The 17,486-nt window shown below is 39.1% G+C and carries 19 protein-coding genes and 2 tRNA genes; 13 read left to right on the top strand and 8 right to left on the bottom strand.

The window, feature by feature from the left end; translation table 11 throughout:
* The first annotated feature begins 10 nt into the window (after positions 1 to 10).
* The 13 genes from MUB18_RS20565 to MUB18_RS20505 all read left to right on the top strand — a co-directional run bounded on the left by MUB18_RS20565 (position 11) and on the right by MUB18_RS20505 (position 11,322).
* Entirely contained in the window at positions 11 to 706 is a 696-nt protein-coding gene (locus MUB18_RS20565; protein WP_248754466.1) for a conjugal transfer protein TraI, read from the top strand.
* 7 nt (positions 707 to 713) lie between these two features.
* Positions 714 to 1,142, top strand: a complete 429-nt coding sequence (locus tag MUB18_RS20560; RefSeq protein ID WP_136401497.1) for a hypothetical protein — start codon at positions 714 to 716, stop codon at positions 1,140 to 1,142.
* A gap of 2 nt (positions 1,143 to 1,144) precedes the next feature.
* The gene (locus MUB18_RS20555) at positions 1,145 to 1,792 is read left to right on the top strand and encodes a hypothetical protein (RefSeq protein WP_248754465.1); all 648 of its coding nucleotides are present in this window, start codon (positions 1,145 to 1,147) and stop codon (positions 1,790 to 1,792) included.
* Positions 1,793 to 1,794: 2 nt separating this feature from the next.
* A complete protein-coding gene (locus MUB18_RS20550) occupies positions 1,795 to 2,424 on the top strand; it encodes a TerB family tellurite resistance protein (RefSeq protein WP_248754464.1) in 630 nt (209 codons plus the stop codon).
* A 4-nt stretch (positions 2,425 to 2,428) separates the two neighbouring features.
* The gene (traJ, locus tag MUB18_RS20545; RefSeq protein WP_248754463.1) at positions 2,429 to 3,616 is read left to right on the top strand and encodes a conjugative transposon protein TraJ; all 1,188 of its coding nucleotides are present in this window, start codon (positions 2,429 to 2,431) and stop codon (positions 3,614 to 3,616) included.
* A gap of 11 nt (positions 3,617 to 3,627) precedes the next feature.
* On the top strand, positions 3,628 to 4,248 hold the full coding sequence (gene traK, locus MUB18_RS20540) for a conjugative transposon protein TraK (RefSeq protein WP_248754462.1): 621 nt from the start codon (positions 3,628 to 3,630) through the stop codon (positions 4,246 to 4,248).
* 1 nt (position 4,249) lies between these two features.
* A complete protein-coding gene (locus MUB18_RS20535; protein ID WP_248754461.1) occupies positions 4,250 to 4,621 on the top strand; it encodes a hypothetical protein in 372 nt (123 codons plus the stop codon).
* Positions 4,606 to 5,904 carry a conjugative transposon protein TraM gene (gene traM, locus MUB18_RS20530; RefSeq protein ID WP_248754460.1) on the top strand — a complete coding sequence of 433 codons (1,299 nt, stop codon included), beginning with the start codon at positions 4,606 to 4,608 and terminating at the stop codon, positions 5,902 to 5,904. The genes MUB18_RS20535 and traM overlap by 16 nt, the downstream gene beginning before the upstream one ends.
* A gap of 22 nt (positions 5,905 to 5,926) precedes the next feature.
* Entirely contained in the window at positions 5,927 to 6,772 is an 846-nt protein-coding gene (traN, locus tag MUB18_RS20525; RefSeq protein ID WP_248754459.1) for a conjugative transposon protein TraN, read from the top strand.
* A 32-nt stretch (positions 6,773 to 6,804) separates the two neighbouring features.
* Positions 6,805 to 8,190, top strand: coding sequence for a hypothetical protein (locus tag MUB18_RS20520; RefSeq protein ID WP_248754458.1), 1,386 nt, complete (start codon positions 6,805 to 6,807; stop codon positions 8,188 to 8,190).
* 23 nt (positions 8,191 to 8,213) lie between these two features.
* Complete coding sequence (locus tag MUB18_RS20515; protein ID WP_248754457.1) at positions 8,214 to 9,278, top strand: hypothetical protein; 1,065 nt, start codon at positions 8,214 to 8,216, stop codon at positions 9,276 to 9,278.
* Positions 9,279 to 9,650: 372 nt separating this feature from the next.
* Entirely contained in the window at positions 9,651 to 9,839 is a 189-nt protein-coding gene (locus MUB18_RS20510; protein ID WP_248754456.1) for a hypothetical protein, read from the top strand.
* The gene (locus tag MUB18_RS20505) at positions 9,796 to 11,322 is read left to right on the top strand and encodes a recombinase family protein (protein WP_248754455.1); all 1,527 of its coding nucleotides are present in this window, start codon (positions 9,796 to 9,798) and stop codon (positions 11,320 to 11,322) included. The genes MUB18_RS20510 and MUB18_RS20505 overlap by 44 nt, the downstream gene beginning before the upstream one ends.
* Here MUB18_RS20505 and MUB18_RS20500 read toward each other — a convergent pair.
* The 8 genes from MUB18_RS20500 to thiC form a co-directional block, all read right to left on the bottom strand.
* Positions 11,316 to 11,400, bottom strand: a tRNA-Leu gene (locus MUB18_RS20500). The genes MUB18_RS20505 and MUB18_RS20500 overlap by 7 nt on opposite strands.
* Before the next feature lie 13 nt (positions 11,401 to 11,413).
* Positions 11,414 to 11,489, bottom strand: a tRNA-Gly gene (locus tag MUB18_RS20495).
* A 198-nt stretch (positions 11,490 to 11,687) separates the two neighbouring features.
* Positions 11,688 to 12,398 (bottom strand): HesA/MoeB/ThiF family protein, encoded by a 711-nt coding sequence (locus tag MUB18_RS20490; protein ID WP_248754454.1) that lies wholly within the window; start codon positions 12,396 to 12,398, stop codon positions 11,688 to 11,690.
* Between the two features lie 20 nt (positions 12,399 to 12,418).
* Complete coding sequence (gene thiH, locus MUB18_RS20485) at positions 12,419 to 13,537, bottom strand: 2-iminoacetate synthase ThiH (RefSeq protein WP_248754453.1); 1,119 nt, start codon at positions 13,535 to 13,537, stop codon at positions 12,419 to 12,421.
* 6 nt (positions 13,538 to 13,543) lie between these two features.
* A complete protein-coding gene (locus MUB18_RS20480) occupies positions 13,544 to 14,314 on the bottom strand; it encodes a thiazole synthase (protein ID WP_248754452.1) in 771 nt (256 codons plus the stop codon).
* Positions 14,302 to 14,928 carry a thiamine phosphate synthase gene (gene thiE, locus MUB18_RS20475; protein ID WP_248754451.1) on the bottom strand — a complete coding sequence of 209 codons (627 nt, stop codon included), beginning with the start codon at positions 14,926 to 14,928 and terminating at the stop codon, positions 14,302 to 14,304. Before thiE ends, MUB18_RS20480 begins: the two co-directional genes overlap by 13 nt.
* A 131-nt stretch (positions 14,929 to 15,059) precedes the next feature.
* Entirely contained in the window at positions 15,060 to 15,656 is a 597-nt protein-coding gene (locus tag MUB18_RS20470) for a thiamine phosphate synthase (protein WP_248754450.1), read from the bottom strand.
* Entirely contained in the window at positions 15,653 to 17,467 is a 1,815-nt protein-coding gene (thiC, locus tag MUB18_RS20465; protein ID WP_248754449.1) for a phosphomethylpyrimidine synthase ThiC, read from the bottom strand. Before thiC ends, MUB18_RS20470 begins: the two co-directional genes overlap by 4 nt.
* Between the last annotated feature and the right edge of the window lie 19 nt (positions 17,468 to 17,486).

Genomic DNA, 17,486 nt, shown 5'->3' with positions numbered 1-17,486 from the left:
AATTATGCGTATGAGAAAGTATGTAAAAATGTTGATCATCAGCTTAATGATGGCAACGGTGATGGTTCCGGTACAACCGGTACAGGGAGCAACGGCGGCGTTCGGTATTTTCAGTTTAGTTACTTCTGCGATCAATAAAGCTATTAAAGCAATTGATCTGAAAATCCAGCGTGAGCAGAACAAAGTTATCTGGTTGCAAAATGCGCAGAAGACATTAGAAAACACATTAACAAAGCTAAAGTTGAAGGAGATCGGGGAATGGACGGATAAGCAAAAAAAACAATATGAGAGTTATTATGAAGAACTCACTAAAGTAAAAAGTATCATCAGTTATTATCAACGGATCAGGGATGTTATCGAAAAGCAAGGTTTGATGGTACAGGAATATGGTCGGTTCTGGAATCTGTTAAGACAGGATGCCAATTTTACGGCAGATGAATTGGACTATATGGAGGACGTGTATTCCGGCATACTTGGCGAGAGCTTACAGAACATTGATCATATCAGTTTGATCGTACAGTCCTTTACCACAAAAATGAGTGATGCAAAAAGATTGGAGCTTATCAACGAAGCTTCCAATCAGATCGATAAAAGTTATAATCGTTTACGCCAGTTTAATAACCAAAATATTCTGTTGAGTGTACAGCGGTCAAAATCACTATCTGAGGTCGAAAGTGTAAAAAGATATTACGGAATTCAACAATAGGACTATTATGGAAAGGATCGAAAAGGCATTGAAAAATTTGGTCGATGAACTTGAAGGAAAGGGTTATGATACTAAAGCATTTCAAACCAATGCTTGTTACAGTGAAACTCTTGAGAAAAGTGTGAAACAGTATTTGTATGATTCTCTGTTAGGTCTGGAAGATGGGCTAAAGGAGGAGCTTAGGTTAGCTACCTATCTCAAGTTTGAAGGAGACGACAAAGAAAGTATATGCGGTTGCATGTTTGTGAAGTATGAACCCGGTATAATTGGAAAATTTGAGATATATGGGATGAACTTAGTTTATCGAAATGCGGGTATTTGGATAAGAAATGTTGAACTAAAGAATCTTACTACAGCAACGTTACCCACTTGTGAAGAAGTTATTCAGAAAGTTGAAAATCCTAGAAATATAAAAAGTAAAAGATTCAAATTTTAAGTATGAAAAGGAATTTAATCATGTTGATTGCGCTTTTACTCACTTGGAGTGGCTTAAAAGCACAGACCTGGGATGAATGGTTTAACCAAAAGTCAACCCAAACGAAGTATCTACTTCAACAGATCGCGGCACTGCAGGTTTATATCAAATACACAAAAGATGGTTACAACATAGCAAAGAAAGGTTTAAAAACAGTCGGAGACCTATCCAAAGGAGAATTTGATATTCACGGTGACTATTTCGAGTCTTTAAAACTGGTAAACCCCAAAATTAAGGTATACCCGAAGGTATCTTCTATAATGCAGTTGCAAAAACGGATCATTAACCGATACAGCATAACAAGAGGTGAGTTATTTGCCAATGAAGTGTTTTCGGATGAGGAGAAAAGAAGTATAAATGAGGTGTATTCCCGACTTATTACTGATTGTGAAAAAACGCTCGATGAACTTATAAGCGTAATAACAGATCATAAACTGGAAATGAAAGATGAGGAACGTATTGAACGAATAGATAAAATCCATGAGGATATGCAGGAGAAATTTATGTTCTGCGAAAGTTTCTCCGCCGAAAATAAGATGTTCGCCATTGCCCGGCTAAAGGAGAAAAGGGAAGTAGAGCGTAGTAGGATTCAACAAGGTTTAAACAGATAGCTATGAAAAAAATATTAGTAGTGTTATTCCTGATCAGTATCGGGATAACCAGCACACAGGGACAGGTTCAAGAAAGTATGCAGTTGGCATTAAATATTGAAAAACTTGCTCAATTCAAGCAGATTTTAAGCAACATGAAAAAGGGATATGAAGCCTTGTCAGGAGGATACAATACGATAAAGGGAATCTCTCAGGGCAATTTCAAACTGCATCAAGCTTTTCTTGATGGCTTAATGCAGGTAAGCCCGACCGTAAGAAACTATAGAAAGGTCGGGGAGATCGTCAATTATCAAGTAACATTGGTTAATGAGTATCGTGGCGCATATGAGCGTTTCAGGAGCGATCAAAATTTCACGGCTAACGAAATTGAATATTTGGCTACCGTCTACAACAATCTTTTAAAAGAAAGTATAATGAATCTTGATGAGCTGACCAACATCATCACGTCCGGTAAGATGAGGATGAGTGATGACGAACGATTAAAGGCGATAGATGGGATTTACAATGAAATGGAACAAAAAATCTTGTTTTTACGCCATTTCAATAATAAGACGGGTGTAATGGCGCTGCAACGTGCAAAAGAACGTAAAGATGCACAGACCATAGCAAGGATTTACGGAATTAATCACTAGGGAAATGAAAAGAGATAAAGTAAGTATATCTATACTGTTGTTGAACCTGTTGGTTCCTTTATTCAGTACTGCTCAGAATCTCGAAGATGATATGCACTCGCTTCATGGAGTTTTGGACCAGCTTTATGACGAAATGATGCCCATGTGTAGCCAGCTTATCGGTGTAGGGCAGGGGTTAGCAGGATTTGGCGCATTGTTTTATATCGCCGTACGTGTGTGGAGACATCTTGCCAACGCGGAACCGATAGACTTTTACCCGTTATTCAGACCGTTTGTCCTGGGTTTCTGTATCGCTATTTTTCCGTCCGTGTTAGGGTTGATCAACGGCGTTATGAAGCCTACGGTAACAGCTACAGCATCAATGGTTGAAGGATCAAACAAGAGCATTGCATCCTTGCTTCTGGAAAAAGAAAGAGCAATTAAAGAAACGAATGCCTGGCAGATGTATGTAGGAGAGACCGGTGTAGGAGATCGTGATCTGTGGTATAAATATACCAAGCAGGGAAATGGAAATGGAGGTAGTGAGGGTATGTGGTCGCGTATAGGGAATGACTTAAAGTTTGCAATGGATAAAGCTTCGTATAATTTCAGGAATTCAGTTAAAGAATGGATGAGTGAAGTTTTGCGGATTATATTCGAAGCAGCTGCATTGTGTATCAATACACTGCGTACGTTCCAATTGGTCGTACTGGCTATTCTGGGACCGTTGGTTTTTGGTTTAGCAGTTTTTGACGGTTTTCAACATACCCTTACCGTCTGGTTAGCCCGGTACATTAATATCTTTCTTTGGTTGCCTGTGGCTAATATCTTCGGCTCCATTATCGGAAAGATTCAGGAAAATATGTTGCAGATCGACCTCAGTCAGATCCAACAACAAGGCGATACCTTTTTCAGCCGTACCGATATGGGCTACTTAATTTTTATGATAATAGGAATTGTAGGTTATTTCACCGTTCCTTCCGTGGCAAATTACATTGTTCATGCCGGAGGTAGTGCGCTTGGTCAAAAGGTTACTTCGGTCTTTGGTAGTTCTGCTACCACTGCATTGAATAAAACGGATATGGTTGCAGATTCTTTAGGGGATGAAGCGAATAAGATGAAAAATGATCTAAGCTCGTATAAAGCATCTTCACCATATTTCGGTAGTAAAGGGAATGATTACATGGGGAATAAAATTAAGGGCAATTCTTAACGGGAGGGATTATGTTTAAGAAGATGAAAAATATCGATACCGCCTTTCGTCACGTGCGCAGTTTTACAATTTTCATGGTGGTTGCCTGTACACTGATCAGCTGTTTTGCCATTTTTAAAAGTGTCAATCTAGTAAGTCAGATGCAGGAAAAGATCTATATACTGGCAAACGGAAAGGCGTTGGAAGCATTTGCTTCCGAACGGAAAGACAATATTCCGGTAGAAGCCAGAGATCACGTAAAGACATTTCATACACTGTTCTTTACCCTTGACCCCGACGATAAAGCTATACAAGCCAGTATCACAAAAGCGCTCTATCTCGCGGATGGAACAGCGAAGCGTATTTATGATGATTTAAAAGAGACGGGATATTATTCCTCGCTCATATCTGGTAATGTTAATCAGACAATCAGTGTTGATAGCGTGGTCGTCGATATAAATGATTATCCCTATCGCTTCCGGTGTTACGCAAGGCAGAATATTGTTAGACCAACCAGTATAACCTCACGTAATCTTATTACAGAGGGTTCACTGCGAAATGTCGGCAGGAGTGACAATAATCCGCATGGATTTCTGATCGAACGCTGGAATACGATTGAGAATAGGGATTTGAAAACGGAAAACAGGCGATAATATGAGTGTATTTAAAAAGCGAAAAAGTAATGTGGACGATAAGGCTGCATCTGAAGGATTAAAGAGAGGGTTTGATTATTTGAGAAGTGGCTGGGTGAATTGGATGAATGCCAGGACATCTTCTTTTTCAAAATCGAACTGGATTGTATTACTGTCGGTACTGGTTCTGGGCGGTTCTCTCTATAATGGGCTTATTATTTTTAAAGCTTTTGAACCTTCAGATAAAAGCACCTTCAAGGTACAGAAGATAAAACCGCCTGATCATTTTTCAGAAACGGGAGAGCCGGATATCCGTATAAAAAGGGATAGTCTAACTATATATAGGGATGAAAATGAATTTAATAAAAAAAGTGAATTATGGAAAAACAAGTAAAAACAGCAAAAGAAATTAAGAAGCGTAAATTCCTGCTTATGTTGCCCATTCTTGTGTTACCATTTCTAACCGCTTTCTTTTGGGCGTTAGGTGGAGGTAGGGATGGTGAAGTAACAAAGGGTGAAGATGCTAAACAAGCGGGACTAAACAGTATGCTACCGGATGCAAATCTTAAAGAGGATAGAGTGCTGGATAAAATGGGTTATTACGATCAGGCTCATAAGGATTCTGCAAAGTTTGAGGAATTGATGAAAAACGATCCAAACTATCAAATGTATCAAGACGAAATAGCCGGGAAACCTTATGACTATTTTGGTAATCCTCAAAATTATAGTGGGTTGAATAGATCGCTTAATGGTCGGGGTAATTTCAATAATCCGAACGAAGAAAACATTTATCGGAAGCTAGCAGAATTAAATAATGAGATCAACCGACCTGCTGTGCCGGGAGGTGATGTTTCCGGGCTAACTACATATCGAAGTGCCCCGTTATCAGGGTATTCTGGCGTAAATAGCAGTGACATTGATCGATTGGAACAGATGATGGGGATGATGGGGCAATCCGGGGGAGAAGATCAGGAGATTACCCAATTGAACGGGATGTTAGAAAAAATACTGGATATACAACATCCAGACCGTGTACAGGATAAGTTAAAGCAAAAGTCTCAGCAAAAAAAAGGACAGGTTTATCCCGTGAGAAAGGTGGTAAACGGAAACAACATCAGTTTGCTGCAAGCGGTCCGTAATACAAATACCGGGGAAAATGGATTCTATTCATTAGATAAATCTTCAAATGATTCTGTTGATCAGAATGCAATTCCGGCAGTTATTCACGATAACCAGGTACTTGTCAATGGTTCAACAGTAAAACTAAGGTTAACCGAGGATGTACAGATCAATGGCGTGGTTATACCAAAGGGCAATTTTTTGTTTGGTATAGCTTCGCTAAACGGAGAACGCCTTGGTATAGGTATCGATAATATCCGTTACGGTAATTCTATTTACCCCGTTGAATTAACAGTATTTGACATTGACGGATTGGACGGGATATATATTCCCGGAGCGATATCCCGTGATGTAGCCAAAGAATCAGCTGATCGTTCACTACAGAATATAGGTTTAACCAGTTTAGATCCGTCAATCGGAATGCAGGCGGCGGGGTTCGGAATTGAGGCAGTAAAAAGTCTAACGAGCAAGAAAGTGAAGTTAGTGAAAGTCACTGTAAAGGCAGGTTATTTGGTCTTGTTGCGTGATGAAAAGCAAAAGCAAAGTTTAACAAATTAAACATAATTAAAATTCCATGAAGATGAAAAAGAGAAGTGCGGAAATGATAATGGGATTAATCCTGTTCATTTCAGGAGTTGTAGGTGCGTTTGCTCAAAACGGAATGTCTTTAAAGACTAACGATGCCGTGCCGCATCGTATCGAGGTCGGCTATTTTAAGACAAGTAATATTGTGTTCCCTCATGCCATTGTTAGTGTGGATCGGGGTAGTAAAGATTTATTGGTTCAAAAAGCCGCTGGTGTAGAAAATATTTTACAGGTCAAAGCAGGAAAGGAAGGTTTTTCGGAAACGAACCTAAGTGTCGTACTTGCCGATGGGAAACTATGTTCTTTCATTGTAGCCTATGCAAAAGATCCGAATGTGCTTAATTTCTCCTTAATGAGTACGAGCAAGAGCAACACGGTATATCTGACACCGGAATCGATCAATGAGTCCGAAGTGAAAAAATATGCCGACTATGCGCTGTACACAAAGCACGGTAGAAGCGGTGTAAAAAGCGAGAGTAATAGTATTATGCTTGATCTCAATGGGATTTTTATTCATCAGGATATTATGTATTTCAAGGCGAAAATTGAGAATCGTTCCAATATAGGTTATGATATTGATCAGTTCCGGCTGTTTATCCGGGATCAGAAAAAAGCTAAACGTACAGCTTCTCAGGAAGTAGAGATTGAGCCGGTATATGTACATAACCAAGTTGACAAAATAAAAGCTCGCTCCATTCAGATTATGATTTTCGCTGTCCCCAAATTTACAATTCCTGACAAAAAGTATCTGAATATCCAATTAATGGAAAAAAATGGTGGGCGACACTTGGAGTTAGCGGTAAAGAATAAAAGTATCATTAATGCTATCCCTTTGAAATAGCTTGGTCAGTTTGATCAATACAGAAAAATAGAATGAAAATTTATTTAGAAAGTTTAGAAAGTGTTCTGGATGAACTGAAGGGGTTGTTAAAAAATAAATTCTACTATATCGGTGAGTCAGCATTTCCGATTACCACTATCCGTAAATTGGAAGTTTTAAAAAACGAATGGGATTCTCTTCAGTATGGATATGATAACCAATCGGATATTGCCGAAGAATCTTTACATGCATGGAGCGTCAAGAGCTTGTGCAGTCTGATTGAAACCGCACTCGAACAGCCAGATTTGGCTCCGGCGGTAGATGGTGTGGTAGATATTGCTGCATTAGATTATAAGCTTTTTCTAAACGAAACACTATATGTAAAACAAGAAAAGGAAACTATGAATATGAGTAATTTAGAATATCTACAGGAGCAAGTTAAGTTCACCGGGTTTGGTGATGAGCTTACAGATAAAATAGCAAAGGAGGTTGAAAATACGCCCGAAAAATTTGCCATTCCCTATGATAAGGAGTTTGGAAAAGACTCGGTATCAGTTAATTTGAATTTCAGTAAAAGCAAAGAAAGTGATATGTATTTCTTTAATTCTTATGAGGTCAACCTTCAAAAGCAAAAAGAGGAAAAAAGTACCAATCAGACTTTTTACATCAACAAGAAGAATAATATAACGCTTAAAGAAGCATATAATCTGCTTTCGGGCAGATCGGTTTATAAAAAGCTCTCGACAAAAGACGGTAATGCGTATAGTGCCTGGATTGAACTTGATTTTAAACAGACAGATAACTCCGGAAATTTCAAACTCAAACAGTTTAACGATAATTATGGGTATGATCTGGAATCCGCGCTAGGTAGATTCCCGATTAAAGAACTTGAAAGTGATGAGCTTAAAGCGAACTTATTGTCTTCGTTGAAAAGAGGTAATGTTGCGGTTGCTACGTTTAAAAAAGGGGACTCAGAAGTGGAAAGGTTCATAACCGCAAATCCACAATTTAAAAACATAAATGTATATGATGTCGATGGTAAGAAAGTTGGAGCTAACCGATCCACTGGACAGGCTCAAAGCAATACAGAAGGAGAAGCAGTCCAAACAGGTGCGGGAGAGCGGGAAGATGCAAAAGCGGAAACTTCGGTTGGACAAAGCGAAAGTAGCCCAGCTCCGGAGACTGTGGAGTCTACAAACAAAGTAGTTCCGGAAGGAACAACGACTAATGACATAAATGTTGTAGAACCAGAATCGCAAGGCGTTACGAATGATTCAGTAAACAATCATGTGGATGCAAGTAAGGAGGTGGGAGATACGGGTAAAAATGCTAAAGAATCGACAAAATCTCACGCTGAAAAGCAATCGCAGGCACCAGAGATAGAGGCACCTGATGTGCCTGAGCAAAAAAAGAGAAGGGGCAAGTCAAAATCTATTTAAGAAGGTAAAAGGAGGGTGAAGTCATGGAAAACCAACTAGGAGCAAACAGAGTCGAAGCTGCGATTGCGGAATGGAACAAACGAGAGGACAGATATAGCAGCATATTCTCAACAAATATGGGAAGTAATAAAACACTGTTAAGAGAAAAGCTGCGTTATTTTGACCGTGTTGCGGCGAATTATTCAGGTACAAAAAATCTTGATGAGAAGTTTGCGCTACGTCTAATGAAAGATGAACGTAGAAAAATCGAAAAACAATTGTATTCGAGCCGCATTCTCCGTTTGCTCCGGCGTTGGGTTGTGGTACCTGTAAGGCAACAGCTGAGTAGAAAGGAAGGATCACGAGAACTGGCGGTACAAAAGGCACATTTGTTAGATCAAATTAGTCATTTAGGATTTAAAGTGCCCGCTGAAAAAATTGATAGTCATCTTAAAAATGGCACTCCTCAGTTCAACATTGAAATTAGTACCTATGTGAATGAGAACGAAAGATTAGATCATAAACTAAAATTTGAGAAAGATAATACGGGCCAGTATCAATTTGAAGGACACCGAACTGCTTTAATAAATAATAATAAGCCAGCAGAAATACGGGAACATTTTTTTTCTGTTGACAACTCAAAAAATATTAGAGAATCGGAAGCTTATCATCTGTTGTCCGGTAGAGCAATCAAAAAGGGTGATAGTTGGTTGCAATTAGATCTAAATGATGTGAATACTAAGGGAGAGTACCGGGTTAAGGAGTTTGGTAATATGTATGGTTACGACCTTGATAAGGTATTGAATGAACTGCCTATTAAGGATGGATTGCATCACACAGAAAGAGAGGACATCAAAGCAGCCTTAAAGCGAGGTGGTAGACAGGAAGTTTCTTTTCTTAAAGACGGAAATGAAAAGCGTTTCTATATTGAAGCGAATCCACAGTTTAAGACATTGAATATCTATGATGAGCACTCCAAAAAAATAACACTGAACTCATTGAAGGAAGGAGATGTTTCTGAAGCCCTAAAAGCGGCAAAGAAGGTGGATATGCAGCAAGATAATAAGTTGCAAAACACAAAAAGGCGTAACGGCATGAAATTAAATTAGGTAGTGACATGGAAAATAATAAGCTCTTATCAGATTTTTTTGCAGCTATTTCTAAAGATGCTAGGATTAGTTCAACTCATATCGGTGTCTTTGCTGCTCTATTGGAGTACCGTAATCGCTGTGGACTTTTAAATCCCATCCGGGTTTATAGTTATGAGATTATGGAGCTAGCCAAAATTTCGGCTTCAACGACATATCATCGATGTGTAAGAGATCTTCATAAGTTCGGGTATATTGATTATGTAGCATCGTTTAATAGTGCGGTAGGAAGTCAGATATATTTTCAGGCTACAGGAAGTTAGATGTTTATCAATTTAGGGAAAGGTACTTTTGAGTTGTCATAAGTGCCTTTTTTTATTTAACGTGAGAAGGATGAAAAGAAGAGGGGATAATAGTAATAGTGTTGAAGATCAGTTGTGTACATCTGAAAATAGTCCTTTTAATATTAGTAAAGAAGAAGAAAAATTACTAATTTTAATAGCAGAAATTCTTGTAAAATTTATCACAACAGAAGACTATGGAAAAAACAGCGTACGCCCTGGGGTATCGGAGACTAAGTAGTCGCGATCAATCCAATTATTCATTGGAATATCAGGAAAAGGCAATAAAGGATTATTGTAATCGCTATAATCTCGAACTGTTAACTATGTTTACCGATAACGGGGAATGTAGTGATACTTTTGATCGGGCTGACTTTATAGCATTGGAAGATTACATTAAAAACCAAAAGGGTAAAGCCCGTTATCTGATCATATTTGCGCATGATCGCTTCAGTCGGGACTTATCGGAAGCCTTAGCTAAAATCAAATCATTAGAGAATAAGTATAAAATAAAGGTTTTGGCAGTTGATGAGCCAATTGATCTTGACATTGAAGATCCTGATGTTTTTTTACAGCGAGCCTTTAAATATCTAATGGCTAATCAAGAGCTGTTGAGGATTCGGCAAAGAACCCGTAAGGGAATACGCATGGCTACTGAAAGTGGAAGATTTATCAATAAGGCTCCGTATGGATACCGTAACTCCACAGATCGTTCAGGTAAAGGAATTATTGTTGTTGATTCTGATGAAGCAGAAATTGTACGTATGATTTTCGAGGAATTTCTAAAAGGTACTCCGTTGTCAGGGATTGTCGAAATGGCAAGATCAAAAGGTTTTGCGTTAAAGGGAAAAAGCGCCATTCCTCGAATACTTGAAAAATGTACCTATGCAGGCTTGGTTCGCGTGAAGGCAGATAAGCATAATCCGGAGAAATTCGTAAAATCTCTTCATCAACCCATTATTCGTGAGTTGGATTATTGGAGAGTGCAGGAAAAATTAGGGAATAGAAAGCCCTGTAAAGTGCAGCCAAAAGATGACTTCCCTTTAAGAGGTATAGTTAATTGTTGGTGTGGTAGAAAAATGACTGCTGGGTATTCAAAAGGTAAATACAAGTACTATATGTATTACAGGTGTCTTGATCACGGAGATAAGAATTATCCCGGTGAAAAACTGCATGCGCAGTTCGAGGATATCTTATCGGAGATCAGTCTTTCGGAGAGACAGTTGGCATTTGTAAAAAAGAACTGTAAAGCGATGCTCGAGAAAAAAAATGAATCTAGTAAGTTATTGCTTCAAACCAGAATTAAAAACCTTGAGGAGGTTGATAAAAAGATCGATAAGCTAGAAGAGCGTTTAATTAATGAAGAAATTGAGGGCTATACATACAAAAGATGGCATAAAAAGTTTATGGAGGAAAAGGCTATTTTAAAAAGTGAAATTGATGATACTTTATATAATAATGGTTCAAAAGAATGGGCGGAATTACAAAGGTATTTACCACACTTTTCTAATTTAAAAGAGATCTATCAAAAAGCTGATATTAGGGATAAACATGCACTGGTTAGGGAGTTGTTCAAAGCTGATATCACATACTTTGAGGGTAGCTTTCGAACTTCTGATGTTAATGCTTTATTTTTTGACAATGCATTGGGAATCAATGAAAAAGGGTTCCTCAAAATTGAGAAACCCTCTTCTTTTTCGGGGTCTTCCCCCTTCCGTACCTAGGGCGGGAATCGAACCCGCACTTCCTTAACGGAAACAGGATTTTAAGTCCTGCGTGTCTACCAGTTCCACCACCTAGGCAAGGTGTATTAAGTGGAGCGAAAAACGAGATTCGAACTCGCGACCCCAACCTTGGCAAGGTTGTGCTCTACCAGCTGAGCTATTTTCGCTTTTGATACTGCAAATATAGGTAGATTATAGAGACTACAAAATGTTTTTTTATAGCTAAAGCGTAATTCCCTCAAATGAAGCGAGATAAATTTTAGTCGTTTTTAAAGTAGGAGACCTTTGGACTCAAATTTAATATCAAATACCCATTGCTGTCTGTAATCTATGATAGCCATCTTATTTTTCTAATGTCCAAAATTTTAAAATTCAATTGTTGTGAATCGCCATAGGTAGGTGTCGACAAGTGTCAGTTTGTTGAAATCGACAGGAAGATCCGTTACTATTTTCAGTACCTGCATAGCCATCATACTACCAATAATACCTGGAAGCGGACCTAATACGCCGTATTGGTCACAAGTTGGTATATCTTCCGGATGCGGAGGCTCAGGAAATAAATCTCGAAGTTGCTTACTACCTTTATAATTAAAAACCGCCATTTGCCCTTCAAAAGCAAAGATACTTCCATAAACTAATGCCTTTTGAGTACGTGAGCAAGCATCATTGACAAGATATCTAGTGTTAAAATTATCTGAACCATCGACCACAACATCATATGCCGCAATGATACCATCTACATTGTCAGTACTAATTTTTGTCATTAATCCGGTCACCTTGATGGAAGAATTTAGTTCTTCAATATAAGCAGACGCACTTTTTACTTTGTCTACATGTATGCTTTTTTCGGTGTGAATAACTTGTCTATTGAGATTATGGATTTCGACATGATCAAAATCAACAATCCCTATATTTCCAATACCAGCCGCCGCAAGATATTGAAGTACGGGTGAACCCAATCCACCTGCACCAATGACCAATACTTTTGCCTCCATGATTTTTTGTTGCCCCTCGATACCGATTTCATTAATAAAAATTTGGCGGGAGTATCGATCAAAAGGACTATGCTGTTTCATATAATAGAGAATTTAAATTGTTATCCCGAGTAGCTTATGTCCCAATCTTTCATAACAGGATCATAACCGGCTTTCCTAATGATACTTTGGATCGTTTCCATGCTTCGCTCATCGCTGATTTCAAATTGTTCTAGCGATTGCGGATCGACAACATAGCCCCCAGGATTTGTTTTGGAAGCCGCACTCATGCTCGTCACACCGATAGGAATGATATGATCCCTAAATTTTTCACGCTCACGTGTTGATATGGAAATTTCAAGATTTTCATTCCATAGACGATATGCGCATATTAATTGAAGCAAATCCCGATCTTCCATGATAAAGTTAGGCGTTGATACCCCTTCAGCAGGACGTAGTCGTGGAAATGAAACCGAATATTTTGTACGCCAATATTGCTTCTCTAGATAGTCAATATGTAAGGCATTAAAAAAACTATCCACGCGCCAATCCTCAAGACCTAAAAGTACTCCCAAACCGATTTTATGAATATCTGCTTGACCGATACGATCTGGGGTATCCAAACGATATTCAAAGTTGGATTTCTTACCTTTTGGATGATAGGTTTTATAGACCTCTTGATGATAGGTTTCTTGATAGACAAGTACAGAATGGACACCCTCTTTCTGTAAAATCCGATATTCCTCTAATAATAAAGGCTGTACTTCAATGGATATCTGTGCAAAATAAGGCTTCAATAACTGAATTGCATTCCTGAAATAGCTGATCTCGACAGTTTTATTTGCTTCTCCGCTCACGAGTAATACATGATTAACCCCCATCGACTTTAGTGCCATCGCTTCTAACATTAATTCGCCATTGGAAAGCGTTTTTCGTTTGATTTTATTGTCCATACTAAATCCACAATACGTACAGATATTTTGACATTCATTACTCAGATATAACGGTGCATATAATTGGATTGTTTTACCAAATCTGCGCTGTGTGACCTGTTGTGCCAGTCTTGCCATTTCCTCCAATTCGGAAGTCGCAGCAGGAGATATCAAGGCCAGAAAATCGTCCAGATTTCTTTTTTGCTTCCGAAGACTTTTTTTGACATCCTCACTTGTTTTATGGTATATTTTTCCCTTAATATCATGCCAGTCGTATTGTCTAAATAAGTGTTGAAACGTATGCATCATAATAGTTTAATCGATTAAAAATGAGGTTAGAGGACTAGATGCCATGGCTCGATTTTCCACTCCGCCTAAGCCCGCATGATAGGCTTTTCTTCCTGCGATCACGGCTTCTTTAAATGCTTCAGCCATTTGTACCGGATAAGTTGCTGTTGCGATTGCAGTGTTGACCAGTACGGCATCGGCACCAATTTCCATTGCTTTTGCAGCATCAGATGGTGCGCCGATACCAGCATCTACGATCACAGGCACTTGGCTTTGCGCAATAATCATTTCTAAAAAATCTATGGTACGCAATCCCTTATTACTCCCTATAGGCGCTGCTAATGGCATGACCGCTGCCGTTCCAACGTCCTCCAGACGCTTACAGAGCACGGGGTCGGCATGTATATACGGTAGCACAATAAAACCTAGTTTTGCCAACTGTTCAGTAGCTAATAGCGTTTCAATAGGATCAGGCATGAGATAACGAGAATCAGGGTGGATTTCCAATTTTACCCAATCGGTTTCCAAAGCCTCCCGAGCGAGTTGTGCCGCCAATATAGCTTCCTTAGCATTGCGCGCTCCCGAAGTATTTGGCAACAAATGTACTGATGGAATCTGCAAAGCTTCTAAAAATGTATCTGAGGAAGACTGATGATCCAAGCGTTTTAAAGCCATGGTAACCATTTCAGAACCCGACGCAACCAAGGATTCTTGCATTTGATTGAGGTGACCAAACTTTCCTGTTCCTAAGAAAAGTCGAGAATGAAATATGCGATCTGCTATTTTTAAAGTTTCCATTGCAGTTTATTTTTAAGTTCTTGAATAAGTTGAGGTTTTTTTGTGATCAGACCTGAGAGTGCTACGCCATATATACCCATTTCTTGAAGAAGGGTAATATCTTCGAGTAAGATTCCTCCGATAGCAAAAATAGGAGGAAAGTCAGTTCCTTTTGTTCTTAAATTTTGAATGATCTCCTGATATCCTATGAATCCTAATATAGGACTTAGCTTTTCTTTAGTAGAGGTAAAACGCAGCGGTCCAAGACCAATGTAATCGCAGTTTTCTGCTATTCGTTGCTGTACATCAGATAGACTATTTGCTGTACCTCCAATAATCTTCTTTGAGCCCAGTAATAATCGTGCGTCCCGTATGCTGCTATCCGTCAATCCCAGATGAACACCAGTAGCATCAACAGCTTTAGCAATGTGAACATGATCATTGATGATCAGTTTTGCACCATATTGAAAGCACAGTTGTTTAATACAGACGGCTAATGTTAATAACTGATCTTCATTGCCTTCTTTCCAACGTAATTGAATCCAATCTGCACCAGCTTGTAGTGCGTTTCTAATATTCGTTTCCTGTTCCAGAGCAGTATTTCCCTGTGATATATATTGAATTTTACTAAACATGATGTTGACCGATAAGATTGTTTTAACTGTTTAAAAATTGTCTGATATAGATTTTCATAATTGACATAGTTCAATATGGTTATATCCTATAAGCTTACTGCTACCCGTACCACCATTAGGATCAAGGTCTACTATGATGAGTAAGAAAGGTCTATCTGTAGACATTCATTAAAACTGATCAAAGGTTGTTCGCTTTTCCAGATGGCTCCCAGTAATGCTACTCCATCAACGCCATCCTGATATAAAGAGATGATGTTTTCGGCGTGGATGCCAGCAAGTCCTATTAAATGAACCTGCTGGTTGTCACGGTATATGAGTTCTTTTTTTACGGTGTGTTTAGACCCATGATTAAGTTTTGAAATGCTTAAAAACATTGGACTAAGCAAAGCGTAGGACCATCTGTGATCCAAGCTGTTAAAATCGTGGATGCTATGTACTGATGTTGATCGGATGATCTGTTGACTGAACTTATTTTGTATCCCCAATTTTCGATCATGCTCATTAAAATGCAATCTCTCGATGTTCAACGATTCCGCCAGATGATGATGACTATGCATGACAAGGCGATTTCGATAACGAGTTGCTATTCCGTTAATAAATTGAGACATTTCATCATCAGAAAAGCTATACTTCCGAATGTGTAACAGTTCCAATCCCGCATCTAGTATATCATTGATCACTTGTAGTTCACGAGGTACAGCCTGTTCAGCAGTCACAACTAGGATCATAGATATAGCTCTTTACCTTGCTCGATAAATTCTTTAGACATATCCATCATTCCCTGTTCTGCAGAATCGCGTATCTCTTGGGTAATCTTCATCGAACAAAATTTGGGACCGCACATCGAACAGAAGTGTGCCACTTTTGCACCATCAGCAGGTAGTGTTTCATCGTGAAATTCTCGCGCTGTATCGGGATCCAATGAAAGATTAAACTGATCTTCCCAACGGAACTCAAACCTAGCCTTGCTCAAAGCATTATCGCGATATTGTGCACCAGGATGCCCTTTGGCTAGATCCGCAGCATGTGCTGCCAATTTATAGGTAATGACCCCATCTTTCACATCTTTTCGGTTAGGCAATCCAAGATGTTCCTTAGGAGTAACGTAGCAAAGCATGGCACATCCAAACCATCCGATCATAGCCGCGCCAATTGCAGATGTAATGTGATCATAACCCGGAGCAATATCTGTTGTCAATGGACCCAACGTATAAAAAGGTGCTTCATCACAGACTGCAAGCTGTTTGTCCATGTTTTCCTTGATCATGTGCATCGGTACATGACCAGGCCCTTCAATCATAACCTGTACATCATGCTTCCATGCAATTTTAGTTAATTCACCTAAAGTCTCTAATTCAGCAAACTGTGCAGCATCGTTCGCATCGGCAATAGAGCCAGGGCGTAGACCATCACCTAGCGAAAAGGCCACATCGTATTGCTTCATAATCTGACAGATATCTTCAAAGTGCGTATATAAAAAGTTTTCCTTATGATGAAATAAACACCATTTTGCCATGATCGATCCACCACGAGATACAATTCCCGTTACGCGTTTTGCTGTCAGATGAATATATCTCAACAATACTCCTGCATGAATCGTGAAATAGGAAACACCCTGTTCCGCTTGTTCAATTAAGGTGTCTCTAAATATCTCCCAAGTCAGATCTTCTGCTACACCTTTTACTTTTTCCAAAGCTTGATATATCGGTACTGTGCCGATTGGAACGGGCGAATTACGGATGATCCATTCACGTGTTTCATGGATATTTTTACCCGTTGAAAGATCCATTATCGTATCTGCACCCCAGCGACATGCCCATACCGCTTTGTCTACCTCTTCTTCAATACTGGACGTCACTGCACTATTGCCAATATTGGCATTTATTTTCACTAAAAAATTACGTCCGATAATCATCGGTTCACTTTCTGGGTGATTGATATTATTCGGGATGATGGCTCTACCTGCTGCGATTTCTTCACGTACAAATTCCGCTGTGATCAGTTTCTTGGGTGTTCGAGCACCAAAACTATGTCCCGCATGTTGATGTTCCATACCCATTGTCGCCGCTTCTATTTGCTCGATACGTTGGTTTTCACGAATAGCCACATACTCCATTTCTGGAGTGATGATCCCTTTTCTAGCATAATGTAATTGACTAACGTTATGACCTGCTAAAGCTTTTTTAGGTTTATGGCTGTATTCAAAACGAAGTTCATCCAGATCCGTATCTGCCAATCGTTCTTGACCATAATCCGAACTGATCTGGGGTAAAATTTCAACATCTTGTCTATCCAATATCCAACTTTCTCGAGTGCGAGGTAGCCCCTTACGGATATCGATCTTTGCATCATCATCGGTATATGGACCTGATGTATCATAAATGGTAACAGGAGGATTGATTTCTACACCACCTTTGCTCAATTTAGTTGCACTGAGTGTAATTTCACGCATAGCTACCTGAATTGGAAAGAGTTTTCCAGGGATGTAGACTTTTTTCGAATTTGGGAAAGGGGTTTGGGTAATGGTTTGTTCTAACATAATGGTGTATTATAGGTGT

The sequence above is a fragment of the Sphingobacterium sp. PCS056 genome (genome assembly GCF_023273895.1).
Taxonomy (GTDB): domain Bacteria; phylum Bacteroidota; class Bacteroidia; order Sphingobacteriales; family Sphingobacteriaceae; genus Sphingobacterium.
This window is presented reverse-complemented; position numbering and strand designations above follow the sequence as displayed.